General features: G+C 70.8%; 22 protein-coding genes, 2 tRNA genes and 1 other RNA gene. 18 read left to right on the forward strand and 7 right to left on the reverse strand.

What is annotated here, in order from left to right:
• Positions 1 to 36: 36 nt before the first annotated feature.
• The 9 genes from BAY60_RS10840 (at position 37) to BAY60_RS10880 (ending at position 8324) form a co-directional block, all read left to right on the forward strand.
• Positions 37 to 2964 (forward strand): UPF0182 family protein, encoded by a 2928-nt coding sequence (locus BAY60_RS10840; RefSeq protein ID WP_112280585.1) that lies wholly within the window; start codon positions 37 to 39, stop codon positions 2962 to 2964.
• Between the two features lie 59 nt (positions 2965 to 3023).
• Positions 3024 to 3097: transfer RNA gene (locus BAY60_RS10845), tRNA-Met, on the forward strand.
• A 226-nt stretch (positions 3098 to 3323) separates the two neighbouring features.
• Positions 3324 to 3400, forward strand: a tRNA-Met gene (locus BAY60_RS10850).
• Positions 3401 to 3543: 143 nt separating this feature from the next.
• Entirely contained in the window at positions 3544 to 4041 is a 498-nt protein-coding gene (locus tag BAY60_RS10855) for a PadR family transcriptional regulator (protein WP_112280586.1), read from the forward strand.
• A 61-nt stretch (positions 4042 to 4102) separates the two neighbouring features.
• Positions 4103 to 5212, forward strand: a complete 1110-nt coding sequence (prfB, locus tag BAY60_RS10860) for a peptide chain release factor 2 (protein ID WP_112280587.1) — start codon at positions 4103 to 4105, stop codon at positions 5210 to 5212.
• A 67-nt stretch (positions 5213 to 5279) separates the two neighbouring features.
• Positions 5280 to 5969, forward strand: coding sequence for a cell division ATP-binding protein FtsE (ftsE, locus tag BAY60_RS10865; protein WP_112280588.1), 690 nt, complete (start codon positions 5280 to 5282; stop codon positions 5967 to 5969).
• A 60-nt stretch (positions 5970 to 6029) separates the two neighbouring features.
• The gene (gene ftsX / locus BAY60_RS10870) at positions 6030 to 6929 is read left to right on the forward strand and encodes a permease-like cell division protein FtsX (RefSeq protein ID WP_112280589.1); all 900 of its coding nucleotides are present in this window, start codon (positions 6030 to 6032) and stop codon (positions 6927 to 6929) included.
• Between the two features lie 16 nt (positions 6930 to 6945).
• Complete coding sequence (smpB, locus tag BAY60_RS10875; protein WP_112280590.1) at positions 6946 to 7428, forward strand: SsrA-binding protein SmpB; 483 nt, start codon at positions 6946 to 6948, stop codon at positions 7426 to 7428.
• Complete coding sequence (locus BAY60_RS10880; protein WP_112280591.1) at positions 7425 to 8324, forward strand: amidohydrolase family protein; 900 nt, start codon at positions 7425 to 7427, stop codon at positions 8322 to 8324. Before smpB ends, BAY60_RS10880 begins: the two co-directional genes overlap by 4 nt.
• On the opposite strand, the gene BAY60_RS10885 is transcribed toward BAY60_RS10880, so the two are convergent.
• Entirely contained in the window at positions 8321 to 9595 is a 1275-nt protein-coding gene (locus tag BAY60_RS10885; protein ID WP_112280592.1) for an acyltransferase family protein, read from the reverse strand. The genes BAY60_RS10880 and BAY60_RS10885 overlap by 4 nt on opposite strands.
• A gap of 94 nt (positions 9596 to 9689) precedes the next feature.
• Positions 9690 to 10145 (reverse strand): MarR family winged helix-turn-helix transcriptional regulator, encoded by a 456-nt coding sequence (locus BAY60_RS10890; RefSeq protein WP_112280593.1) that lies wholly within the window; start codon positions 10143 to 10145, stop codon positions 9690 to 9692.
• Positions 10146 to 10229: 84 nt separating this feature from the next.
• On the opposite strand from BAY60_RS10890, the gene BAY60_RS10895 reads away from it, so the two are divergent.
• A complete protein-coding gene (locus BAY60_RS10895) occupies positions 10230 to 10601 on the forward strand; it encodes a cupin domain-containing protein (RefSeq protein WP_112280594.1) in 372 nt (123 codons plus the stop codon).
• A 110-nt stretch (positions 10602 to 10711) separates the two neighbouring features.
• On the opposite strand, the gene BAY60_RS10900 is transcribed toward BAY60_RS10895, so the two are convergent.
• The 3 genes from BAY60_RS10900 to BAY60_RS10910 are packed head-to-tail and all read right to left on the reverse strand — an operon-like array spanning position 10712 to position 13237.
• Positions 10712 to 11353, reverse strand: a complete 642-nt coding sequence (locus tag BAY60_RS10900; RefSeq protein ID WP_112280595.1) for a response regulator transcription factor — start codon at positions 11351 to 11353, stop codon at positions 10712 to 10714.
• A gap of 28 nt (positions 11354 to 11381) precedes the next feature.
• On the reverse strand, positions 11382 to 12512 hold the full coding sequence (locus BAY60_RS10905) for a sensor histidine kinase (RefSeq protein WP_245992397.1): 1131 nt from the start codon (positions 12510 to 12512) through the stop codon (positions 11382 to 11384).
• A gap of 29 nt (positions 12513 to 12541) precedes the next feature.
• Complete coding sequence (locus tag BAY60_RS10910; RefSeq protein ID WP_112280596.1) at positions 12542 to 13237, reverse strand: sensor domain-containing protein; 696 nt, start codon at positions 13235 to 13237, stop codon at positions 12542 to 12544.
• 172 nt (positions 13238 to 13409) lie between these two features.
• Between BAY60_RS10910 and ssrA the strand changes: the two genes are divergently transcribed.
• The 5 genes from ssrA to BAY60_RS10935 all read left to right on the forward strand — a co-directional run bounded on the left by ssrA (position 13410) and on the right by BAY60_RS10935 (position 16956).
• Positions 13410 to 13782, forward strand: a transfer-messenger RNA (tmRNA) gene (gene ssrA, locus BAY60_RS10915).
• Positions 13783 to 13936: 154 nt separating this feature from the next.
• Positions 13937 to 14317, forward strand: a complete 381-nt coding sequence (locus BAY60_RS10920) for an ArsR/SmtB family transcription factor (protein WP_112280597.1) — start codon at positions 13937 to 13939, stop codon at positions 14315 to 14317.
• A complete protein-coding gene (locus tag BAY60_RS10925; RefSeq protein WP_112280598.1) occupies positions 14314 to 14802 on the forward strand; it encodes an SRPBCC family protein in 489 nt (162 codons plus the stop codon). The genes BAY60_RS10920 and BAY60_RS10925 overlap by 4 nt, the downstream gene beginning before the upstream one ends.
• A gap of 118 nt (positions 14803 to 14920) precedes the next feature.
• Positions 14921 to 16354: an MFS transporter gene (locus tag BAY60_RS10930; protein WP_112280599.1), complete on the forward strand. Its 1434-nt coding sequence runs from the start codon at positions 14921 to 14923 to the stop codon at positions 16352 to 16354.
• A gap of 20 nt (positions 16355 to 16374) precedes the next feature.
• The gene (locus tag BAY60_RS10935) at positions 16375 to 16956 is read left to right on the forward strand and encodes a TetR/AcrR family transcriptional regulator (RefSeq protein WP_112280600.1); all 582 of its coding nucleotides are present in this window, start codon (positions 16375 to 16377) and stop codon (positions 16954 to 16956) included.
• Between the two features lie 108 nt (positions 16957 to 17064).
• On the opposite strand, the gene BAY60_RS10940 is transcribed toward BAY60_RS10935, so the two are convergent.
• Positions 17065 to 18129: an alpha/beta fold hydrolase gene (locus BAY60_RS10940; RefSeq protein ID WP_112280601.1), complete on the reverse strand. Its 1065-nt coding sequence runs from the start codon at positions 18127 to 18129 to the stop codon at positions 17065 to 17067.
• 98 nt (positions 18130 to 18227) lie between these two features.
• On the opposite strand from BAY60_RS10940, the gene BAY60_RS10945 reads away from it, so the two are divergent.
• The 3 genes from BAY60_RS10945 to BAY60_RS10955 are packed head-to-tail and all read left to right on the forward strand — an operon-like array spanning position 18228 to position 22070.
• Positions 18228 to 21371: a UvrD-helicase domain-containing protein gene (locus tag BAY60_RS10945; RefSeq protein WP_245992398.1), complete on the forward strand. Its 3144-nt coding sequence runs from the start codon at positions 18228 to 18230 to the stop codon at positions 21369 to 21371.
• 57 nt (positions 21372 to 21428) lie between these two features.
• Complete coding sequence (locus BAY60_RS10950; RefSeq protein WP_112280602.1) at positions 21429 to 21653, forward strand: hypothetical protein; 225 nt, start codon at positions 21429 to 21431, stop codon at positions 21651 to 21653.
• A 6-nt stretch (positions 21654 to 21659) separates the two neighbouring features.
• A complete protein-coding gene (locus tag BAY60_RS10955) occupies positions 21660 to 22070 on the forward strand; it encodes a DUF2267 domain-containing protein (RefSeq protein WP_112280603.1) in 411 nt (136 codons plus the stop codon).
• 21 nt (positions 22071 to 22091) lie between these two features.
• Here BAY60_RS10955 and BAY60_RS10960 read toward each other — a convergent pair whose 3' ends face one another.
• Positions 22092 to 22880 (reverse strand): IclR family transcriptional regulator, encoded by a 789-nt coding sequence (locus tag BAY60_RS10960; RefSeq protein ID WP_112280604.1) that lies wholly within the window; start codon positions 22878 to 22880, stop codon positions 22092 to 22094.
• Between the last annotated feature and the right edge of the window lie 54 nt (positions 22881 to 22934).

Genomic DNA, 22934 nt, shown 5'->3' on the forward strand with positions numbered 1-22934 from the left:
CCGAGTAGTTCAGTCTCGACCACGGGAGTGTGCGTAGTGGCCACCCGGCCCCCTGTCAGCCTGCCGAAGCTGTCCCGGCGAGCCCGAATCCTGCTGATCCTCGCCGCCGTCATCATCCTGGCGCTGCTCCTCGGGGCCAGATTCCTGAACACCTACGTCGACTGGTTGTGGTTCGGCGAGGTCGGCGCCCGCAACGTGTTCAGCACGATCCTGCTGACGCGGATCGTGTTGTTCTTCGCCTCGGGCCTGCTCGTCGGCGGTCTGCTCGCGATCAGCCTCGCGATCGCCTACCGCACGCGGCCGATCTTCGTGCCGGTCACCGGCGCCGACGACCCGCTCGCGCGGTACCGCTCGCTCGTCGTGGCCAGGGTCCGGCTGTTCGGCATCGGCATCCCCGTGGCCGCCGGCCTCATCGCAGGGGTGTCCGGGCAGAGCAACTGGCAAACCGTCCAGCTCTTCCTGAACGGCACGAGCTTCGGCCGCACCGACCCGCAGTTCGGCCACGACATCGGCTTCTACGTCTTCGACCTGCCGTTCTACGGCTGGCTGCTCGGCTGGCTGTTCGTCGCGATCGTCGTCGCCTTCATCGGCGGTTTGCTCGCCCACTACCTCTTCGGCGGCGTGCGGCTCGCGGGAAGGGGCGGCCAGATCTCGGGCCCGGCGCGGGTGCAGCTCTCGGTGCTCATCGGCGTCTTCGTCCTGTTCAAGGCCGCGGAGTACTTCCTCGACCGGTACTACCTGCTGCTGTCCGACCGGAACAGCCTGTTCACCGGCGCCACCTACACCGACCTGAACGCGGTGCTGCCCGCGAAGCTGATCCTGCTGTGCATCTCGGTGTTCTGCGCCGTGGCGTTCTTCGTCGGCGCGTTCCTGCGCAACGTCCAGTTGCCGGCGATCGCGCTCGTGCTGCTGATCCTGTCCGGCATCATCATCGGCGTGGCCTGGCCCGCGGTGCTCGAGCAGTTCTCCGTGCGGCCGAACGCCAACCAGAAGGAAGCCGAGTCGATCCAGCGCAACATGACCGCGACCCGTTTCGCGTACGGGCTGGAGAACGTCAACTACCGCGACTACAGCGGCAGCTCCCAGGCCAGCTCCGAACAGATCCGCAACGACGAGGGCACCATCCCGAACATCCGGCTGCTCGACCCGAACGTGCTGAGCCCGACCTTCACCCAGCGGGTCGGCCGGGAGAACTTCTACGGGTTCCCGGACAAGCTGGACATCGACCGGTACGAGGTCAACGGCGAGCGGCAGGCCTACATCGTGGCGGCCAAGGAGATCAACACCAACGGCCTGCGCGAGAACCAGCAGACCTGGATCAACCGGCACCTCGTCTACACCCACGGCAACGGTTTCGTCGCCGCCCCGGCGAACACGATCGACCGGGCCATCGAGGGCGCCAACAGCGACGGCGGCTACCCGATCGCCAGGACCAGCGACACGCAGAACCCCACCGGGGCGGGCATCCGGGTCGACGAGCCGCGCATCTACTTCGGCGAGCTGGCCACCGACTACGCCATCGTGGGCGGGCAGCGGGGCCAGGCACCGGGCGAGTACGACACGGCCACCGACCGCAGCTACCTCTACAAGGGCAGCGGTGGCGTGCCGATCGACAACTGGTTCAACCGGCTTGTCTTCGCAGCCCAGCACGGGGAGCGGAACATCCTCTTCTCCGACGCCATCGGCGAGGGCTCGAAGATCATGTACAACCGGGACCCGCGGGAGCGCGTCGAGAAGGTCGCGCCGTGGCTCACGGTGGACGGCGACCCGTATCCGGCGGTGATCGACGGCAAGATCAAGTGGATCGTCGACGGCTACACCACGCTCAACAACTACCCGTATGCGCAGCGGCAGTCGATCGGCACCGCGACCGAGGACTCGCTGAGCGGCGTGGCCCGGCAGCAGGACAACCAGATCAACTACATCCGGAACTCGGTGAAGGCCACCGTCGACGCCTTCGACGGCACCGTCGACCTCTACTCGATGGACGACAACGAGCCTGTGCTCAAGGCGTGGCGCAACGTGTTCCCCGGCATCGTCAAGCCGGAGTCGGAGATCACTCCGGAGCTGCGGCAGCACTTCCGCTACCCGGAGGACCTGTTCAAGGTCCAGCGGGAGCTGCTGACCAAGTACCACGTGCAGAACCCGCAGGAGTTCTACTCGACGCAGACATTCTGGAACGTCCCGCAGGACCCGACCCAGCCGGGTGGGCTCGACCCGAACTCCGACACGGCCAAGCAGCCTGCCTACTACATCCTGGCGCAGGTGCCCGGCCAGGACTCGCCGACGTTCCAGCTGACCAGCGCCATGACGCCGCTGGCGCGGCAGTACCTCTCGGCCTGGGCGAGCGTGTCGTCCGATCCGGAGACCTACGGCGACATCACGGTGCTGCGGCTGCCCACGGGCGGCGGCCAGCAACAGGAAGGGCCCGTTCAGGTCCAGAACGCCTTCCAGAGCAACCCGAAGTTCACCCAGGACCGCACGCTGCTCGGCAACGAGAGCGTCGACATCAACTACGGGAACCTGCTGACCCTGCCGGTGGCCGGAGGCTTCCTCTACGTCGAACCCGTCTACATCCAGCAGCGCAACGCGCAGAGCTACCCGCAGCTGGCCAGGGTGCTGGTGTTCTTCGGCGGCCGGATCGGCGTCTCCTCGACGCTGAGCGGCGCGCTCGACGAGGTCTTCGGCGAGGGCACCGGCGAGGCGGCGCCAGGCCCCGCCCAGCCCGGTGACGAGGGCACCGACCAGCCCTCCACGCCGCCGACGGACACCCAGGGCCAGCAACCACCGGCCGACGGCAACGGCGGCGGCGAACTGGCGCAGGCCGTGGCCGACATCCAGGCCGCCCTGGACAAGCTGCGGTCGGCCCAGCAGTCCGGCGACTTCACGGCGCAGGGTGAGGCGCTGGAGGAGCTCGACCGGGCCGCCCAGCGTTACGAGGAGGCCCAGAACGCGGGAGGCTGACGGTGATGGCACCCACTTTGCGCCTCGGGGTAACCCGGGCGTAAGGTGGGTGTCACCGACGCGGGGTGGAGCAGTTCGGTAGCTCGCTGGGCTCATAACCCAGAGGTCGCAGGTTCGAATCCTGTCCCCGCTACAGATGCTGGGTGCCGAGTGTCCGCGGAATGCGCGGACCTCGGCATCTTTCGCATTGTCCTGGGGGTCGAACCCCCAGACCCCCGCCAGGAGGGGCTTCCCCCTGGACCCCCCGTAGGTAGACCTTCGGGACCTTGTAGGTGGGCTTTCGGGACCTCGTGGGTAGGCCTTCGGGGGCCCCTGTGGGTGGGCCGTTCGGGCGGGTGTTAGAGTTGTAGACACAACGACGCGGGGTGGAGCAGTTCGGTAGCTCGCTGGGCTCATAACCCAGAGGTCGCAGGTTCGAATCCTGTCCCCGCTACCACGTTCGAAAAGGCCCGGATCGAGTCTCGATCCGGGCCTTTTCCGTGCTCAGAGGCGGGTGCGCTCTCTGATACAGGGGTTCCACAGTGGACGGAATCCTAGACCACAGTGGACACAGAAGCGAGAACGTGGCACGGTAGTAGCGTGTCCGATTTGAACGCAACCGCCGCAGCACTGCTCGGCCTGCTGCACGACGGCCCTGCCACGGGTGGCGAGCTCGTCGCGGGCGCGGAGGAACGGTTCGGCACGTTCTTCAGCGTCACGAGGAGCCAGGTGTACCGGGAGCTCCCCGCCCTGCACCGGGAGGGCTACGTGCGGCTTGGCAAGCAGGGGCCGCGCTCCAGCCAGCAGTATCTGATCACCGCCGCCGGTAAGAAGGCGTTCAAGGGGTGGCTGACCAGCGATTATGGTCCCGACCACCTCCGTAGCCCGTTGATTCTGCGCGTCGTCCACGCGGGCGTGCTCACGCAGAAGCAGCGGGCGACGCTCTTCGAGTCGGCCCGAGCCACCTACAGCCAGGAGCTCGACGAGGCCAAGGCCGCCGTCAAGGCCGCTCCCGACCCCCTCGCGAAGGCGGTCGCGGAGTTCGGCGTGGCGCACGCCAGGGCCGCGCTCAAGCTCGTGGATGCCCTTTCCGACTGAGTACGGCAGATACGTGCGGCCGCTGCGAGCGGCCGCACGATTTGCCGTAACCTTGTGGGTTGTGAGTGTTGAGTTCGAAGCTGTCCTGAAGGACCTCGCCGGCAAGCTGTCGCAGGTCGAATCCGTGATGGATATCGACGCCCTGCGCAGAGAGGTCGCGGAGCTGGAGGAGGAGGCCGCCCGGCCCGACCTCTGGGACGACCCGGCCGCCGCGCAGAAGGTCACCAGCCAGCTCTCGTACAAGCAGGCCGACGTGCGCAAGGTCACCGACCTGCGCCAGCGCCTCGACGACCTCGGCGTGCTGCACGAACTCGCCCAGGCCGAGGGCGACGCGGCGAGCAAGGCCGAGGCCGAGAGCGAACTCGCACAGCTGCGCACGGAGATCGACACCCTCGAGGTGCGCACGCTGCTCTCCGGCGAGTACGACGCGCGCAACGCCGTCGTGACCATCCGCTCGGAGGCGGGCGGCGTCGACGCGGCCGACTGGGCCGAGATGCTGCTGCGCATGTACCTGCGCTGGGCCGAGCGGCATGGCTACCCGACCGACGTCTACGACATCTCCTACGCCGAGGAGGCGGGCATCCGCTCCGCCACCTTCAAGGTCAGCGCGCCCTACGTCTACGGCACGCTCTCCGTGGAGCAGGGCACCCACCGGCTCGTGCGCATCTCGCCGTTCGACAACCAGAGCCGCAGGCAGACGTCGTTCGCGCACGTCGAGGTGCTGCCGGAGGTCGAGGAGGTCGACCACGTCGACGTTCCCGAGAAGGACATCCGCGTCGATGTGTACCGTTCGTCAGGCCCTGGTGGACAGAGCGTGAACACCACGGACTCGGCGGTGCGCATCACCCACCTGCCCACGGGGATCGTGGTCTCCTGCCAGAACGAGAAGTCGCAGTTGCAGAACAAGGCGGCGGCGATGAAGGTCCTCCAGGCGAAGCTGCTGCAGCGCAAGAAGGAGGAGGAGCGTGCCGAGATGGACGCGCTGCGCGACGGCGGCTCCAGCTGGGGCAACCAGATGCGCTCCTACGTGCTGCACCCGTATCAGCTGGTGAAGGACCTGCGGACCGAGCACGAGACGGGCAACCCGTCGGCTGTGCTCGATGGCGAGATCGACGGCTTCCTCGAGGCCGGTATCCGCTGGCGCAAGCAGCAGGAGACGGCGGCAGCCTGACCTGGGAGAGGTGACGTTTGCCCGGGCAACCTGGGCTTAACGGGCGTCGTGAGTAGTATGGCGCACCGTGATCCGGCTCGATTCTGTCTCCAAGGTCTACAAGACCTCGACACGCCCCGCGCTCGAGGGCGTCTCGGTCGACGTGGACAAGGGTGAGTTCGTCTTCCTCATTGGACCCTCCGGGTCCGGGAAGTCGACCTTTCTCCGGCTGCTGCTGCGGGAGGAGGTGCCCAGCAGGGGTCGGGTGATGGTGTCGAACTTCGACGTGGCCAAGATGCCCCGGCGTAAGATCCCCCGCCTGCGCCAGACCATCGGTTGCGTGTTCCAGGACTTCCGGCTGCTGGCCAACAAGACGGTCGCCGAGAACGTGGCCTTCGCGCTCGAGGTGATCGGCAAGCCCAAGCGCACGATCGACAAGGTCGTGCCCGAGGTGCTCGAGCTCGTGGGGCTCGACGGCAAGGCCGACCGCATGCCGAACGAGCTCTCCGGTGGTGAGCAGCAGCGCGTCGCGATCGCCCGCGCGTTCGTCAACCGGCCGCTGGTGCTGCTGGCCGACGAGCCCACCGGAAACCTGGACCCCGACACCAGCCAGGACATCATGCTCCTGCTGGAACGCATCAACCGCACCGGAACCACGGTGCTGATGGCCACCCACGACCACTCGATCGTCGACTCCATGCGCCGCCGCGTCGTCGAGCTTCACCTCGGCAGGGTGATCCGCGACGACAAACGCGGCGTGTACGGCGTCGGCCGCTGATCCCCCGCAGCGACCGGCACCCGCCCCCGTAGCCCCCGACCCAAGGAACTCTGTCCTCCGATGCGCGCCAGCTTCGTGTTCAGCGAGGTCGTCACCGGTCTCCGCCGGAACGTCACGATGACCATCGCGATGATCCTGACCACCGCCATCTCACTGGGCATGCTCGGTGTTGGCCTGCTCTTCGTCCGCACGATCGACAAGATGAAGGTCAACTACCTCGACGACGTCGAGGTCACCGTGTATCTCACTGAGGACATCAGCGCGAACGACAAGGACTGCACGGGCGAGCCCTGCGCCTCGATCCGCCAGTCGCTGGAGAGCAACCAGGCCGTCGAGTCCGTGGTGTACGAGAACAGGGACGAGGCCTACGAGCGGTTCAAGCGCATCTTCGAGGGCCAGCCCGAGCTCGTGGAGCTCGCGCGGCCGCAGGCCCTGCCCGCCTCGCTGCACGTGAAGCTGTTCGACCCGGCCCGCAGCGAGGTGATCCTGCAGGAGTACAGCGGCCAGGCCGGGGTGGCCAAGATCGACGACCAGAACAAGTTCCTCGACCGGTTCTTCAGCTTCCTCAACGCCGGCCGCAACGTCATGTTCGTCGTCGCCCTCTTCACCGCACTCGCGGCCGTGCTGCTGATCGCCAACACCATCCAGGTCTCGGCGTACACGCGACGAACCGAGGTCGGCATCATGCGGCTGGTCGGCGCGACGCGGTGGTACACGCAGTTACCGTTCCTGCTGGAGGCCGTGGTGGCCGGCGTGCTCGGCGCCGTCGTCGGTATCGGCGGGGTGACCGCGCTCAAGTTCCTCGCGCTCGACCGCGCCATGGCGGCGACAGGTGGCATCGTCCCGCAGATCGAGTTCTTCGAAGTGCTCGTCGTGGTGGCGCCGATCCTGCTCGGTGTGTCGGTGGTGATCTCGGCGGTCACCGGGTACGTGACACTGCGGCTCTACGTCCGCCACTAGCGGTTACAGTCGAATCATGGCCAAGGAAGTCGGGCGCAAGGTGATCGCCTCGAACCGTCGTGCGCGGCACGACTACTCGATCCTCGACACCTACGAGGCGGGTGTCGTTCTCGTGGGCACCGAGGTGAAGAGCCTGCGTGACGGCAAGGCCTCGCTCGCCGACGCCTTCGCCACGGTCGACGACGGCGAGGTGTTCCTGCGCGGCCTGCACATCCCGGAGTACGCGCGGGGCACCTGGACCAACCACACCCCGCGCCGCACCCGCAAGCTGCTGCTGCACCGCGGCGAGATCGAGAAGCTGATCGGCAAGACCAAGGAGGGCGGCGTCAGCCTGGTGCCGCTGTCGCTGTACTTCAAGGACGGCAAGGTCAAGGTCGAGCTGGCGCTGGCCAAGGGCAAGAAGGCCTACGACAAGCGGCAGGCCCTCGCCAAGCGCGACGCCGAGCGCGAGGTCGCCAGGGCGATGGGCCGTGCCGTGAAGGGCAAGTACCGCCGGTGAGCGCGGGGCCGGCGTCCGACGCCGACATCCAGGCCTGGGCACGGGAGCTGGGACTGCCCGGGCTGGTCGACATCCACGTGCACTTCCTGCCCGAGCGGGTCATGGCGAAGGTGTGGGCCTACTTCGACAACGCCGGTGAGCACTACGGCACCCCGTGGCCCGTGCACTACCGCCTGCCCGAGCCCGAACGGCTGGCCGCGCTGCGGTCGTTCGGCGTACGCCGGTTCGCCCCGCTGGTGTATCCGCACAAGCCCGGGATGGCGCAGTGGCTGTCCGAATGGGCACTGGAGTTCGCCGCGCGGGAGCCGGACGCCGTACCCACTGCCACCTTCTATCCCGAACCCTCGGCCGCGTCTTATGTGGACGCCGCCCTGCGGGCGGGGGCCCGGTGCTTCAAGGCCCACGTCCAGGTGGGCGCCTACGACCCCAGGGACGGGCTGCTCGACCCGGTGTGGGGCGCGCTGGCGGACGCCGGGGTGCCCGTGGTGATCCACTGTGGACACGGTCCGTTGCGGGGCGAACACACCGGGCTGGACGTGTTCGCCGAGGTGCTCGCGCGGCATCCGCGCCTGGCGGCCGTGCTGGCGCATGCCGCGATGCCCGAGTACGAGCGTGCACTGGAGCTGATGGCCGCCTACCCGCGGGTGTACCTGGACACCACCATGGTCGGCGTGCCGTTCACGGAGAAGCTGATGCCGCTGCCCCCGGACTGGCCGCGGCGGCTCGTTCCGGTCGCCGACCGGGTGCTGCTGGGCACCGACTTCCCGAACATCCCGTACCCCTACGCCACGCAGCTGCGGGCGGTCGCGGCCTGGGCGGAGGCGGAGGACCGGCTGGGAGAGCCGTTCCTGCGTTCCGTCCTGCACGACACGCCCGCGAAGCTGCTCGACCTCTAGGCCGCTTCGGCGGCGACCCGGCGGCGGACGGTGACCGTCTTGCCCGTGAGCAGGAAGGCGCCGCCGACCAGGACGGCCCAGCCGGAAGGGCTGGCTGCGAACCCCGTGGCGGCCAGCCCGAGCAGCCCGGTGGAGCCGAGCAGGCCCGCGGCGACGAGCTGCCAGGTGGGCACCGCGTCGGCGGCCGGCCACGACCTTGCCTCGAACCGGCCGAAGAGCCGCAGCAGGCCGGTGAGCACCAGGCCGGTCAGCGTCAGCCACGCGGGCAGCGCCGCCAGCCACAGCAGGGTGCCGGGCACGGGCGTGGCGTAGTCGAGGGCCAGCACGGTGACGCCGGAGACCACGACGAGCGCGGGCATGTGCCACAGGTAGATGCTCATGAACCGCGGCCCGGCCCAGCCGAGCACACCCCGCACGGCGGGCCTGCCCGCGAACGCCTCGAGCGCCGGCCGGGCGGCGAGGACCAGGCTGATCTGGCCGACGGCCAGGCTGATCAGGCACAGGGTGGGCGGGCTCATGTTCGACACCTCCGCGCCGGGCATGCCGATCATGCTGGCGGCGTAGGGACCGGCGGCGACCAGGAGCGCCGTGCAGGCGAAGCCCGCGGCGGACAGCCCGAGCGCGGCCCGCCGGGACAGCCTGCGCAGCGTGCCGTCGGCGTAGTAGAAGCCCAGCTGGTGCACCGCCAGCCACACGAACACCGCGTTGGCGTAGCCGAGCACGCCCAGGCCCTCGAACCGGGCGATGTCCACGAGTGCGGCCGCGCAGGCCAGCGCCAGCGGCACTCGCACGCCGAAGCGCCGGTGCGCGGCGGCCATCAGCGGTGCCGCGAGCACGGTGAGCAGGTACACGGCCAGGAACCAGAGCAGCTGGGCGGCGATGGCGCCCGCGACGGCGACCGGTTGTGGTGGCACGCCGAGGTCGGTGAGGAGCCTGGGCACGAGCAGCCATACGGCGAGCAGTGGCAGCGCGGGCAGCAGCAGCCTGCGCAGGCGGGTGGCGAGCCAGTCCCGGGACGAGGACGCGCGGCGCAGCGACATCAGGTTGGCGGCGCCGCCCGCGAAGAACACCAGGGGCATCACCTGCGAGAGCCAGGTGACGATCCACCAGCCGGGCGTGGTCAGGGCGTTTCCCGTGGTGATGCGCCCGTCGGCGAAGTCGAGCACCGGCATGGTCCAGTGCTGCGCCACCACGGCGAGGATGGCGACGGCGCGGACGAGGTCGAGGAAGCGGTCGCGGGTGACCGGCGGGCTGAGCTGGCTGGGTGTCATGGCATCAAGCCTGGTCACAGCGCCCGCCGAACACAGCCGTGCAGGCTGCCGTCTTCGCCGTCGAGTTTTCGCCCTGTCGCTGGTGGGGCCCGCCCTACCAGAGGGGACGCAGCGGCACGGGGCGGCCGCCGGAGGTGGCGCTGATGAGCCTGCCGAGGTCGTCGCGGAGCTGAGCGAGGCGCTCGGTGCCGAGCAGGTCTTCCCACTGCCGCTCGAGGCCGGCCCACAGTTCCACCACGCGGTGGACACACGCCCAGCCGCGCGGAGCGAGCGTGACGACGCGGCTGCGGCCGTCGGACGGATGGGGACGGCGCTCGACGTAGCCCCGGCGGTCGAGTTCGTCGACGAGCTGGACGGCGGCCTGTTTCGTGATGCCGAGGTGTTCGCCGATCTCGACGGCGGTGGCGCCCCCGCGCAGGGACAGGTACTGGAAGACGAACCCGTGCGCGGGCCGGACGTCGGCGAAACCGTCCGCGGCGAGCTGGTCGTGGACGCGGTCCATGACGGCCCGGAAGCTTGTCGCGAGCAGGGCGGGAAGGTCGCCGGCCATGAGATGGTCAACTCTCTTGACTAGGTGGTCAGGGCGCTTTACCGTAGCCTTGGTAAAGCTGGTTGACTAGTTCGGGAGATGCGCATGACGCTCGTGACGCTGGCGCAGGCGCCGACGTTCACCAGGGACGGCTTCGTGTTCCGGCCGCTGGCCGTGCCCAGCCGGGGCTCGGCCGAGCTGGCCGTGTGGTCGCTGGAGGTGCGACCGGAGGCGCGCAGCGAGCCGCACACGGTCGACCGGGAGGAGGTGTTCGTGCTGCACGAGGGGCGGGCGGTCGTCGAGGTCGGGGGCGTGGTGCACGAGCTGGAACCTGGCGACGCGGCCATCGCCGCACCGCACACGCCGCTGCGGGTGCACAACCCGGGCCCCGTGCCCGCCCGGCTCACGGTGTGCACCTCGAAGGGCATCCGGGGCACCGTCGGCGACACCACCATCGACCCACCCTGGGCCCGCTGAGCGCCCTGCCGAAGTGGGAGCAAGGGACATTTACTCTCGTTTTGTGGGAGTAAAGGTCCCTTGCTCCCACTTCTGTGTGTGTATGTGTGGGGGGCGTGCGGGTGCCGGGGTCAGCGGCCGAGGTAGGTGAGCACGGCGCGCACGCGGCGGTGTTCCTCGGAGCTGGCTTCGAGGCCGAGCTTGGCGAAGATGTTGCCGATGTGCTTCTCCACCGCGCCGTGGGAGACGACGAGGGTGGCGGCGATCGCCGTGTTGGACAGCCCCTGCGCCATCAGGCCCAGCACCTCGGACTCGCGCGCCGTCAGCGAGTCCAGCGGGTTCTTCCTGCCGCGTGCCATGAGCTGCGCGATCACCTCCGGGTCGATGGCCGTGCCGCCCCCGGCGACCCGGCGCACCGCGTCCAGGAACTCCGCGACATCCGCCACCCGCTCCTTCAACAGGTAACCCACGCCGCCCGCGCCCGCGGACAGCAGTTCCACCGCGTAGGTCTCCTCGACGTACTGCGAGAGCACCAGCACCGGCAGGTCCTTGACCGCCTCCCGCGCGCGCAGGGCCGCGCGCAGGCCCTCGTCGGTGAACGTCGGCGGCATGCGCACGTCCACGATGGCCAGGTCAGGGCGGTGCTGCTCGACCACGCCGAGCAACTCGTCGCCGCTGCCGACGGCCGCGACCGTCTCGATTCCCTCATCGGCCAGCAACCGCTGCACGCCTGCCCGCAGCAGCACGGCATCCTCGGCGATGACCACACGCATCCATGCTCCCCAGTGGTGAGAACGCAGCTCACCACGAGCATGGCAGGTCCGCTCGGATCACCGTGGGACCGCCGGGTGGGCTGACGACGGAGATGACGCCGTCAATCGTGGCAGCCCGGTCGGCCAGCCCGGCGAGGCCACCCCCTGGCCGCATCTGCGCACCACCGCGCCCGTTGTCCGTCACCTCGACCACGACGGTGTCCTCGGCGCGCCACACCTTCACCGCCGCCGCCGTGGCCCCGGAGTGCTTCGCGACGTTGGCGAGTGTCTCTCCGACGATGAAGTACGCCGTCGTCTCCACCGCCGCGGGCGGCCTCGGATCGACGTCCACCTCCACGTCGACGTGGATCGGCGACTTGGCCGCCTGCGCCGACAGCGCCGCGTCCAGGCCCCGGTCGGCGAGCACCGCCGGGTAGATGCCGCGCGCGAGGTCGCGCAACTCGGACACCGCCAGCTTCGCGTCGCTGTGGGCCTCGGCGATCAGTGCACGCAGGGCCTCCGGGTCGCTGTCGACCTTCGTCTTGGCCCGCCCGAGGTTCATGGCCACCGACAGCAGTCGTTGCTGGGCGCCGTCGTGCAGGTCACGCTCGATGCGCCTGCGCTCCGCCTCGGCGGCGTCGACGCCCCGCGCCCGCGACGCCTGCAGCCGGGAGGCGCGTGCCTCCAGGCGCTTGGCCTTCGGCGGGCCGAGCAGGGCCACCGCGAGCCTGCCGTGCAGGTAGCCGATGCCCGGCGTCACCCAGATCGCGATGGGCAGCAGCACGATGCCCACCAGGCCCACCGCGAACTCGACGACGCCGATCGGAAACGCCAGCATCAGGTAGCCCAGGTCGCGCCACGTCGTCGGGTCGGTGAGGCGGGTGAACCACCGGCGCAGCCATGGTCCCTCGGTGGGCAGCCGCTCCACCTCGGGCAGCTCCACCCGCAGCGTGGAGCGCACCCACCGCCGCTCCAGGTCGCCGAAGCCCCGGGTCAGCGAGGTGGCGCAGAGCAGGAGGGGAATGCCGACCCAGATCACGGTGGTCGCGACGCCAACCGCGCCGAGCACCACGATGAGCACGAACTGCACCAGCCGCAGCGGGAAGCTCGCCACCATGAAGGCGATCGACCTCGGGGCGCTGGGCCACTGCCGGCCTGGCGTCGCCTCGCTGGTCGTCATGGTCGCTTCCTCCGTCACGGTGCTGCCGGTCATCCTGCCACCGGGCTCATCGGCGAGGTCCACGTCAGCGAACCCTCGGACTCGCGGACCCGCTTCGCGGTGGGGCCCAGCAGGGCCCGTGCGAACCGGACGTGCCCGGCGGCGAGGCCTCGGGTGAGCGCTACCGAGACGGCGATGAACAGCACGCCGAGCGCCGACCACGGCAGCGCGGAGAGTTCGGAGTCGACGGTGATCCAGCGCAGGTCGTAGGAGGGGAAGAAGTAGGCGCCCTCGGGCAGGTAGCGGTAGAACAGCGGCAGCCCGGCCAGCCCGAGCGACACCGACCACGCCGTCACCACGACGACGAACTGCGCGACGCCGATCGGGAACAGCAGCAGGAAGTAGGTGATGTCGCGCCAGGTCGCCGCGTCGCGCAGACGTGCCATCCAGCGCGCCCGCTGGCCGCCCTCCGGCAGCGAGCGGTAGGGCAGCGGGATGTGGCTGTCGAGCAGGGCGTAGACGCGGGCCCGCTCGAGCCGCGCGGCGCCCCGCGCGGTGAGCACCGCCAGCGCCGCGACGGGTACCCCGACCCAGATGACGGCCGTCGAGATGCCGACCGAACCGAGGGTCACCAGGAAGACGAACCCGGCGATGCCCACGGGAAGGTTGAGCAGGAGGTAGGCGAGCGCGCCACCGAATCCCGGGCGGGTCCGGTCGAGGTCGGCGCCGCTGGGGGCCGCAGTCATGGCTGGTGTCCTCTCTTTCGTCATCGGATACCAGCATCCGTCTGCTGACCTGCGGGAACCATCATGCTCACCGGCGTTGCCAGGGTAGGGGCAGCCCCACCCCCTGGGCGGGGAATGATGTGGTTGCCACCGGCGTTATCCTGGTACGAGCAACCACACGAGTTGGTCCCAAGGGGGTGAACGGTCTCGACTCTGGACGTTGATCCAGGGGAAGCGTGCCGGTGCAGGCAACGACCACCGAAAGCGTCGTGGCAACTAAATATAAGCGCCAAGACTAACAGTCGCGCTGACTTCGCCCTCGCCGCCTGAGCGAGTGCGAGTCTGTCGGCCCGGGTGAGCCTCCGACCCGGTCTGCCGGCATCAGCTAGGAGGCTTACCGCCGGTCCCGGCCACGGGGACCGGTTGGGAAACACACAGTGGCTGGGCCCGTCACACCGGCTTGTTCGCGTGACCGGTGGGGCCGAGTAGAGGCACAGCGAACTGCGCACGGAGAAGCCCTGGAAAGGCGACAGAGGACCCGGGTTCGATTCCCGGCACCTCCACCGAGATCGAAAAGGCCCCTTCCCGCGAGAGCCGGGAAGGGGCCTTTTTCGTGTCCGCTCCCGGGCGCCGTCTTAAACCGGATGGTTGACAAAGCCGCGCTTCGCGGGCGAGCCTCTTACTCAACCGATCGGTTTAAGAAAGAAGCGGAGGTGCACGGTGGCCGACGACCAGCTGTCCCGGGTGTTCTCGGCGCTGGCCGACCCCACCCGGCGCGACATCGTGGCCCGGCTGGCGGACGGCGACGCGACGCTGGGGGAGCTCGCCAAGCCCTACGGGGTGTCGGTGCAGGCCGTCTCGAAGCACCTGAAGGTGCTGGAGGACGCCGGACTGGTCAGTCGGCGCCGGCAGGCGCAGCGCAAGCCGTGTCACCTCGAAGCGGAGGTGTTCGACCTCATGACCGCATGGATCGAGCGATACCGCAGGCAGGCCGAGGAGCGGTTCCGCCGCCTCGACGCCCTGCTGGCGGCCATGGACGACGACAGCGACAGCGCAGACATCACCACCCACGACCCGGCACGACGAGGAGCCGCATCATGACCCCGACCCCCAGGCGCGAGACCACCATCGACGCCGACCCCGCCCTGCCCACCATCCGGATCGTCCGCGACTTCGACGCTCCGCGGGAGCGCGTGTACCGCGCCTGGACCGACCCCGAGCTGGTCGTCAGGTGGATCGGGATGGCGGGCAGCACCCTGCGGCTCGACGCCTGGGAGCCGCGCACCGGCGGCCGCTACCGCTACCTGGAGACCGCCGAGGACGGCCAGGTCCACGGCTTCTTCGGCTCCTTCCACGAGCTGCGGCCGAACGAGCGGCTGGTGCAGACCTTCTCCTACGAGGGGTTCCCGGACGGCGTCTCGCTGGAGACGATCACGTTCACCGACCTCGGTGACGGCCGCACCAGGGTGAGCTCGCTGAGCGTCTTCGACTCCCTGGAGGCGCGCGACGGCATCATCGCCAGCGGCATGGAGGCCGGGGTCCACGACAGCTACGCCAAGCTCGACACGCTGCTCGCGGGCGACTGAACGCGCGCGCCACCGAGGTGGGCGTCCCTTGCGGGGCGCCCGCATTGTCGTGTTGACACACCATACCCCCGCCGCGTATTAAGTCGAACAACGATGTTCGACTTAATGAGGTGACGGGATGACACACGGGCATGGACACGGGGGTTCGACGGCGGTGGCGGCACCGGCGCGGCCGGGGCGCTGGATCGCGCTGACGCTGCTCTGTCTCGCGCAGGCGATGCTGGTCGTCGACATCACGGTGGTCCAGGTGGCGCTGCCGAGCATCGGCGCCGACCTCGACCTGGACCGGGCGGCGCTGACGTGGGTGGTCACCACGTACACGGTGTGCTTCGGCGGGCTGATGGTCCTCGGCGGGCGGATCGCCGACGTCCTCGGCGCGCGCCGGACACTCGTCGCCGGGCTGACGCTGTTCACCGCGGCGTCGCTGGTCTGCGGGCTCGCCGCGGACGGGGCCGTGCTGATCGGCGGCCGCGCCGCGCAGGGTGTGGGCGCCGCGCTGCTCTCGCCGGCCGCGCTCGCGCTCATCACCAGGCTGTTCGAGGGCGCGGAGCGCGTCCGCGCGCTGGGCATCTGGGCCGCCATTGGCGGTGGCGGCGCCGCGGTGGGGGTGCTGCTGTCCGGGCTGCTGACGGCGGGACCGGGCTGGGAGTGGGTCTTCTTCGTCAACCTGCCCGTCGGCGTCGCCGTGCTGGCCGCGCTGCCCGCGATCGTGCCGCGCGACGCGGCCGAACACCGCGGCGGCGAGATCGACGTGCCAGGCGGGCTGGTGGTGACAGCCGCGACGGCACTGCTGATCTACGGGCTCACGGTCGCCGGGGACGAGGGCTGGACCGGCCCGGCGACGCTCGTCGCGCTGGCCGCCGCCGTCGCCGGCTACGCGTTGTTCGCCGCCATCGAGCGCGGCGCCCGCACCCCGCTGCTGCGGCTGCGGACGCTCGGGCGCAGGCCGGTGGTCTCCGGCATGTTCGTCATGCTGGTCGCGAGCGGGCTGATGCTGACGCTGTTCTTCCTCGGTTCGCTGTACCTGCAGCACACGCTGCGGCTCGGGGCACTCGAGACCGGCCTGCTGTTCCTGCCGGTCGCGGTCGCCGTGACGGCGGGCGCGCACCTCGGCGCGCGGCTGGTCAGCCGGATCGGCGGCCGGACGGTCGCCGTCGCCGGGTTCGGCCTGGTCGCCGTGGGCGCCGCGCTGCTGACCCAGGTCGGGACCGGTGACAACGCCTACGCCGCGCTGCTGCCGGGCTTTCTCGTCGCCGTGCTGGGCATCGGCGCGGCGTTCGTCACCGCGACGTCGACGACGCTGGCCAACGTGCCACCGGGCGAGGCCGGGGTCGCCTCCGGCGCCGTCAACACCTTCCACGAGGTCGGCGGGGGTGTCGGCGTCGCGGCGGCCTCCACGGTGGCGGCGAGCAGCATCGCCGCCACCACCGAGGTCAGCGGCTTCGCCGACGGCTACCTGCTGTGCGCGGTCGCGGCCGCCGTGGCGGCGGTCGTGTCACTGGTCCTGGTTCCCGCGGGCAGGACGGCCGCGGTCACCGGGCACGGACACTGAGCCTTCGTACGCTGGTGGGTATGACCACGGCCAGGCCCCGGCGCCGCGCGGACGCCGAACGCAACATCGCCGCGATCCTGTCGGCGGCTCGCGAGTTGTTCGGCAAGGGCCCGTTGCCCTCGATGAACGACATCGCGCGCGCGGCCGGCGTGGGCCGGGTGACGCTCTACGCCCACTTCGCGTCCCGGGAGGCGCTGCTCGAGGCGGTGATCGACAGCGCGATCGCGGAGACCGATGCCGCGCTCACCGCGCTGGATCTCGACCGGCTCGACCCCGAGGAGGCTCTGCGCAGGTTGATCGAGACGTCGTGGTCCATCCTCAACACGCTGCGCCGCACCCGGGAGGCCGCGCTCGCGGACCTGGATCCGGAACAGTTGCGCCGCAAGCACGATCCGGCGTTCCGGCACGTGGAGCGAGTGCTGGACCGGGGAAGGCAGGCAGGCGTGTTCCGCGGCGATCTGCCCCTGGACTGGCTCGTGGCGAGTTGTTACGCCGTCGTGCACGCGGCCGCCGACGAGGTGAACGCGGGCAGGATACGTGCCGGTGACGCCCCCGGCGTCGTCGCGCCGACCGTGCTCGCGATGCTGGCCCCGACTCGGTAGCCCGGTCGCGATCCGTGCCGGGGCCGCACCACAGCACCGAGCCGAAGGGCACCTTGGGTGCACCCCCGGTACCCAAGGTGCCCTTCGGCTCGCCCGGCGGCGTCGGTGTCAGGCCGCTTCCACCCTCGTGAGGAAACCGGCCAGCGTCGCCAGGAACTCGTCCGGGCGCTCGATGTGCGGGCTGTGCCCGGTGTCGGCAAGGACCACCTCGTCGACGGCGCCGCCCTCGGCCGCGTAGCGCTCCAGCACGGCCCGGGTCTGCGCGACCATGGGCTGCGGCGGGCAGGTCTCGGCACCGGGCCAGCCCGGCACCGCCCCGATCGAGCCGAGGTAGGCCAGGTCGAACATCGACGTGTCCGACACGATCTGGTCGTCGGCGCCCCGGATCCACAGGATGGGCGGCTTCGGCGTGATCGTGTGCAGGTCGGCCAGCCGGAAATGGGTGGGTGCCAGCGCGTTGAGCACGCCGCGGGAACCCGGCGCGATCCCCGGCCACGCCTGGCTCGTCGCGGTGTCGCCGGGGTAGTTGTCCTCGCCGGTGACGGTGCTCAGCATCGACTCCACGAACACGTCGGCGTCGGGCAGCGTGCACGGAGGCTTGACGTAGAAGGTGTTCAGCACGGTCCGGGGCGAGAACGCCTCGTCGGCCGAGCGGTCGCCCTCCCGCAGCCGCCGCACGAACTCCGGGTTCGCCGCGCCCGCGCCCGACCCGGCGCCCTCCGGATCCAGCAGGGCGCCGTCCACGCCGCGGGTGCCGCCGAAACCGAACGGCGACACCGGATTCACCAGCGTCACCGTGCGCACCCGCTCGCCGTGGTCGCGCAGCAGCCGCAGCACCACCCCGCCGCCGAGGCTCCAGCCGACGAGGTGCGCGGGCTCGAGGTCCAGCGCGGCGAGCGTGGCGGCGACGTCGTCGGAGAAATCGGCGAGCCCGCGCGTGGCGTCCACCGGCGCCGCCTCGGTGCCGCCGAAGCCGCGCAGGTCCACCGCGAGCGGCCGCAGCCCTGGCGGCAGCGCGAGCATCGTGCGCTGCCAGAAGAGGCTGGACGACACGTTGCCGTGCACGAACACCACCGGCACCCCGGAACGCTCCGGGGCCTCCAGGACGTTGACGGTGAGCCGGTCGGTCGGCACCGTGCGGGCGGCGATTCCGGCGAGCAGTGGGGCGGCCATGCCTCAACTTCCTCCCACCACGCGGGCCGCGTCAACGTGGACCGCCGCCACCACCCGGTGAGCGGCGGTGTGGGGCCGCCACACATCCGGGTGCCGCCGTGGCGCTGTGGCAGGATGCCGCGGTGCGTTTCCATGCCGATCTGCACATCCACTCCAAGTACTCCCGCGCCTGCAGCAGGGACTGCGACCTCGAGCACCTGACGTGGTGGGCCCGGCGCAAGGGCGTCACCGTCGTCGGCACCGGCGACTTCACCCATCCCGCCTGGTTCGAGCATCTGCGCGAGAACCTGGTGCCCGCCGAGCCCGGCCTGTTCCGCCTGCGCGAGGACCTCGACGCCGGCATCAGGCGCAGGCTCGCGCCGAGCCTGGCCGCGCACGAGGTGCGCTTCGTGCTCTCGGTGGAGATCTCCACCATCTACAAACGCCACGAGCGCACCCGCAAGGTGCACCATCTCGTCTACGTGCCCGGCTTCGACGCGGCCGAGGAGTTCAACCGCAGGCTCGGCCGGATCGGCAACCTCGGCTCCGACGGCAGGCCCATCCTCGGCCTCGACTCGCGCGACCTGCTGGAGATCACGCTGGAGTCCGGCGAGGGTTCCTACCTGGTGCCCGCACACGTGTGGACGCCCTGGTTCGCCGTGCTGGGCTCCAAGTCCGGGTTCGACGCCGTCGAGCACTGCTACGCCGACCTCGCGGGCCACATCTTCGCGCTGGAGACGGGCCTGTCCAGCGATCCCGAGATGAACTGGAAGATCAGCGGGCTCGACCGGTACCGGCTGGTGAGCAACTCCGACGCGCACTCGCCGCCGATGCTCGGCCGGGAGGCCACCGTCTTCGACACCGACCTCGACTACCACGCGATCCGCCGCGCGCTGGAGACCGGCGACGGGCACGCCGGCACCGTCGAGTTCTTCCCCGAAGAGGGCAAGTACCACGTCGACGGGCACCGCAAGTGCGGCGTGCGCATGGAACCGGCGGAGACCACGGCCCACCGCGGGCTGTGCCCCGAGTGCGGCAAGCCACTGACCGTCGGCGTGCTCAACCGCATCGAGCAACTCGCCGACCGCGCCGCACCGGTGCGGCCCGAGGGCGCCGCCGGGTTCCGCTGCCTCGTGCCGCTGCCGGAGATCGTGAGCGAGATCGTCGGCACCGGCCCGAAGAGCAAGAAGGTGCTCGGCCGGATCGACCGGCTCACCGCCGCGCTCGGCCCCGAACTGGCGATCCTGCAGGACGTGCCACCCGACGACATCGCCAGGCACGATCCGCTGCTCGCCGAAGCGGTGACCCGGCTGCGCCGGGGCCAGGTGATCCGCCACCCGGGCTACGACGGCGAGTACGGCGTCATCCGGCTGTTCGAACCAGGGGAGCTGCGCAGGCGGAGCACCGCGAGCGCGCCCGGGCTGTTCGACGAGCCCGGGTCGCCCCGCGAACCCGAGCCGCAGCACAAGCCCGCGCGACCCGCCCCCGTCCCGGCGGCCGAACCCGCGGCGGCGCCCGAACCGGCGCCCATGCCGATGCCTGCCGCGGCCACCGCACCGTCGCTGCTGGACGGGCTCGATCCCGACCAGCGCGCCGCGGCCGGAGTCGAGGGCGGGCCGCTGCTCATCGTCGCCGGGCCCGGCACGGGCAAGACCCGCACGCTCACCCACCGCATCGCGCACCTGGTGGCCGAGCGCGGCGTCGACCCCGCGCGGTGCCTGGCGATCACGTTCACCCGCAGGGCCGCCGCGGAGCTCACCGACCGGCTCGGCACACTCGCGCCGCGGCAGGCGCAGGACATCACGGTCACCACCTTTCACGCCCTCGGTGTGCGCATCCTGCGCGAACAGCACGACCGCGCCGGGCTCACTGCCCGCTTCGGCATCGCCGACGCGGCCCGGCAGCTCGCCGTCGCCACCGAGGTCACCGGCTCGGAGACCGAGGCCCGCGCGCTGCTGGCCGACCGCGCCCGGCACCCCGACCACGCCGAGCGCTACCTCAAGGAGCTGCGCCAGCGCGACCTCGTCGACTTCGACGACCTGGTGACCCTGCCGGTGACGCTGCTGGAGTCCGATCCGGAGCTGGCCGCCAGCTACCGCGACCGCTACCGCTGGGTGTCGGTGGACGAGTACCAGGACGTCGACGAGCAGCAGTACCGGCTGCTGCGCCTGCTGGTGCCGCCGGAGGGCAACCTCACCGCCATCGGCGACCCGGACCAGGCCATCTATCGCTTCCGCGGCGCCGACGTCGGGTTCTTCCTGCGGTTCCGGCAGGACTATCCGGCCGCCCGGACCGTGCGGCTGGGTCGTAACTACCGGTCCAACCCGCACATCCTGGACGGCGCGCTGAGGGTCGTCGAGCCCGCGACGCTCGTGCCCGGCAGGCAGCTGCACCCGATGGGCTCCTGCGGCGACGCCAGGGTCGGCCTGCACGAGGCCGCCACCGAACAGGCCGAGGGCACGTTCGTCGCGCACACCATCGAACGGCTGCTCGGCGGGGCGTCGTTCCACGCGTTCGACAGCGGGCGCGTCGACGGCGACGGCACGCAGGGCCTCGGCTTCTCCGACTTCGCCGTGCTCTACCGCACCGACCGGCAGGCCCGCGCGGTGATGGACGCGCTCACCCAGGCGGGCCTGCCGTTCCAGAAGCGTTCACACGACCGGCTCCGGGACCGGCCCGGCGTGGAGGCGATCCTGGCGGAGCTGGCCTTCGTTCCCGAGCGCGGCGCGACGGCCACGTCGGTGCGGGCCCGGCTGCGGCGGGCGGCCGAGGCCGTGCTGGAGCGGGGCCTCGCCGACCCCGACGCCGTGCACACGGCCGCCGGGCTGCTGACGCCGCTGGCCGAGGACTGCGGCGACGATCTGGAGCGGTTCCGCACCGAGCTGTCCCTCGGCGTCGAGGTCGACACGTGGGACCCGCGGGCCGACCGGGTGTCGCTGCTGACCCTGCACGCCTCGAAGGGCCTGGAGTTCCCTGTCGTGTTCCTCGTCGGCTGTTCCGACGGCCTGCTGCCGCTGCGCTGGCCGGGTACGGAGCCGGACGGCGAGCAGGTGGCCGAGGAACGCAGGCTGCTGTTCGTCGGCATGACCCGCGCGCAGCGGCACCTGTTTCTCAGCCACGCCGCCGAGCGCACCGTGCGGGGCAGCGTGCGGCGGGTGTCGCGCTCGCCGTTTCTCGACGCGCTCGACGGGACGCGCTGCGAGCGCGTCGGCGACCCTGCGCCGCGGCGCAGGCCGCGCGAGACGCAGCTGAGGCTGCTCTGAGGACGGTTTGGCTCGCCAGGGGCCGGGCAACCTTTCCGTGAGGGAAGGAGAGGTGACATGGCCAACGAGCCCAAGAGCCCCATGAAGGACGAGCACTACAACCTGATCAGTGTCGTACAGGCGTCCCTGCACTACGTGTGGCAGATGGACGAGTACGCCCGCGACGCCGAGCAGGCGGGTGACGACGAGCTCGCCACCTGGTTCCGCAAGATCCAGGAGAACAACAGGAAGGCCGGCGAGCAGGGCAAGGAGATGCTGGTCAAGCGGCTGTCGAAAGGTTGAGTTCTGATGCAGCACGACCACTTCATCGGACAGGTACAGGCACGGGCGAAGCTCGCCAGCCGTGGTGACGCCGAGGGCCTGACCCGCGCGACGCTGGAGACCCTCGGTGAGCGCATCCCGGAGCAGGTGGCAGGCCACCTCGCCGACCAGCTGCCCACCGAGATCGGCGAGCACCTGCGCAGGACCGTGACGATGGGTGGCGCGGGCAGCGGTGAACGCTTCGACCGCGCCGAGTTCGTGCGGCGCGTGTCCGGGCGCTCGCATCTGGACGAGCCGCAGGCCGTCTACGGTGCGCGGGTGGTGCTCGAGGTGACCGACGAGGCCACCCAGGACGTGCTCGGCAAGGTCGAGGACTCCCTGCCCGAGGACCTGCGCGAGCTGGTCAACGCGGGCAGCTCCGGCAACCTCGGCACGTAACAGCCTCGGGACGCGGCACCCTCAGGGCGCGGCCGAAGGGTGGCCGCCGATGCGCGCGGTCAGCTCGCCTGCCGCGCGCCGGACCTGCTCGGCCAGCTCGGGCCAGGTCTCGGCGCAACCGTCGGCGGCGGGCCCTTCGCAGAGGTGACGGAACGTGAGGCTGATCGAGGCCATCGGCCTGCCGCCGTGGTCGAACACGGGGTAGGCGACCGAGGCGAAGCCCTCGGTGACGTGGCCGTCCTCCACCGCCCAGCCGAGCCTGCGGTGCGCGCTCAGCGTGTGCCGCAGCTCGGCCAGTGTGCGGGGGCCCCGGCCGGTGCGGCGCACGAACGCCGACGCCGACGGAAACAGGGCCCGCACGTGCGCGGGCGGCAGGTGGGCGAGCATGGCCCGCCCTGACGCCGTGAGGTGGGAGGGCAGGCGCACGCCGACGTCGGTGACGAGAGTCTGCGGGCGGGCGGGCCGCTCCTTGAGCAGGTACAGCAGCTCGTTGCCGTGCAGCACGCCGAGGTGGGCGTTGTGCCCGGCGTGATCGACGAGCCTGCGCAGCAGGGGACCGGCCAGCCGCTCCAGCGGATCGGCCCGCAGGTAGGCCGAGCCCAGCTCGAACGCGGCGATGCCGAGGCCGTAGCGGCGCTCGGCGGGCAGGTGCACGACGAACCCGGCCGCCTCCAGCTCGGTCAGCAGGTGATACGTCGTCGAGCGCGGCAGGTCCAGCTCACGGGCGAGCGCCGCGGCGGACACGGGGCCCGCGTGCCGCGCGAGCGCGCCCAGCACCGCCAGCCCCCGGCGCAACGCGGGTACACCCATCAGCGTTCTCCTGTCTGAAATCCAAGACACAACCGGCTTACCGCAGATGATGCG

This window comes from Prauserella muralis, from assembly GCF_003202285.1.
GTDB classification, from domain to species: domain Bacteria; phylum Actinomycetota; class Actinomycetes; order Mycobacteriales; family Pseudonocardiaceae; genus Prauserella_B; species Prauserella_B muralis.

Bases quoted from the DNA above. Each gene is read 5' to 3' on its own strand.
- BAY60_RS10910 (WP_112280596.1), bottom strand. From the start codon at position 13,237: ATGACTGCGGCCCCCAGCGGCGCCGACCTCGACCGGACCCGCCCGGGA.
- BAY60_RS10925 (WP_112280598.1), top strand. From the start codon at position 14,314: ATGACCCCGACCCCCAGGCGCGAGACCACCATCGACGCCGACCCCGCC.
- BAY60_RS10895 (WP_112280594.1), top strand. From the start codon at position 10,230: ATGACGCTCGTGACGCTGGCGCAGGCGCCGACGTTCACCAGGGACGGC.
- BAY60_RS10935 (WP_112280600.1), top strand. From the start codon at position 16,375: ATGACCACGGCCAGGCCCCGGCGCCGCGCGGACGCCGAACGCAACATC.
- BAY60_RS10960 (WP_112280604.1), bottom strand. From the start codon at position 22,880: ATGGGTGTACCCGCGTTGCGCCGGGGGCTGGCGGTGCTGGGCGCGCTC.
- smpB (WP_112280590.1), top strand. From the start codon at position 6,946: ATGGCCAAGGAAGTCGGGCGCAAGGTGATCGCCTCGAACCGTCGTGCG.
- BAY60_RS10885 (WP_112280592.1), bottom strand. From the start codon at position 9,595: ATGACACCCAGCCAGCTCAGCCCGCCGGTCACCCGCGACCGCTTCCTC.
- BAY60_RS10950 (WP_112280602.1), top strand. From the start codon at position 21,429: ATGGCCAACGAGCCCAAGAGCCCCATGAAGGACGAGCACTACAACCTG.
- BAY60_RS10955 (WP_112280603.1), top strand. From the start codon at position 21,660: ATGCAGCACGACCACTTCATCGGACAGGTACAGGCACGGGCGAAGCTC.
- ftsX (WP_112280589.1), top strand. From the start codon at position 6,030: ATGCGCGCCAGCTTCGTGTTCAGCGAGGTCGTCACCGGTCTCCGCCGG.
- BAY60_RS10940 (WP_112280601.1), bottom strand. From the start codon at position 18,129: ATGGCCGCCCCACTGCTCGCCGGAATCGCCGCCCGCACGGTGCCGACC.
- BAY60_RS10905 (WP_245992397.1), bottom strand. From the start codon at position 12,512: ATGACGACCAGCGAGGCGACGCCAGGCCGGCAGTGGCCCAGCGCCCCG.
- BAY60_RS10890 (WP_112280593.1), bottom strand. From the start codon at position 10,145: ATGGCCGGCGACCTTCCCGCCCTGCTCGCGACAAGCTTCCGGGCCGTC.
- BAY60_RS10930 (WP_112280599.1), top strand. From the start codon at position 14,921: ATGACACACGGGCATGGACACGGGGGTTCGACGGCGGTGGCGGCACCG.
- BAY60_RS10900 (WP_112280595.1), bottom strand. From the start codon at position 11,353: ATGCGTGTGGTCATCGCCGAGGATGCCGTGCTGCTGCGGGCAGGCGTG.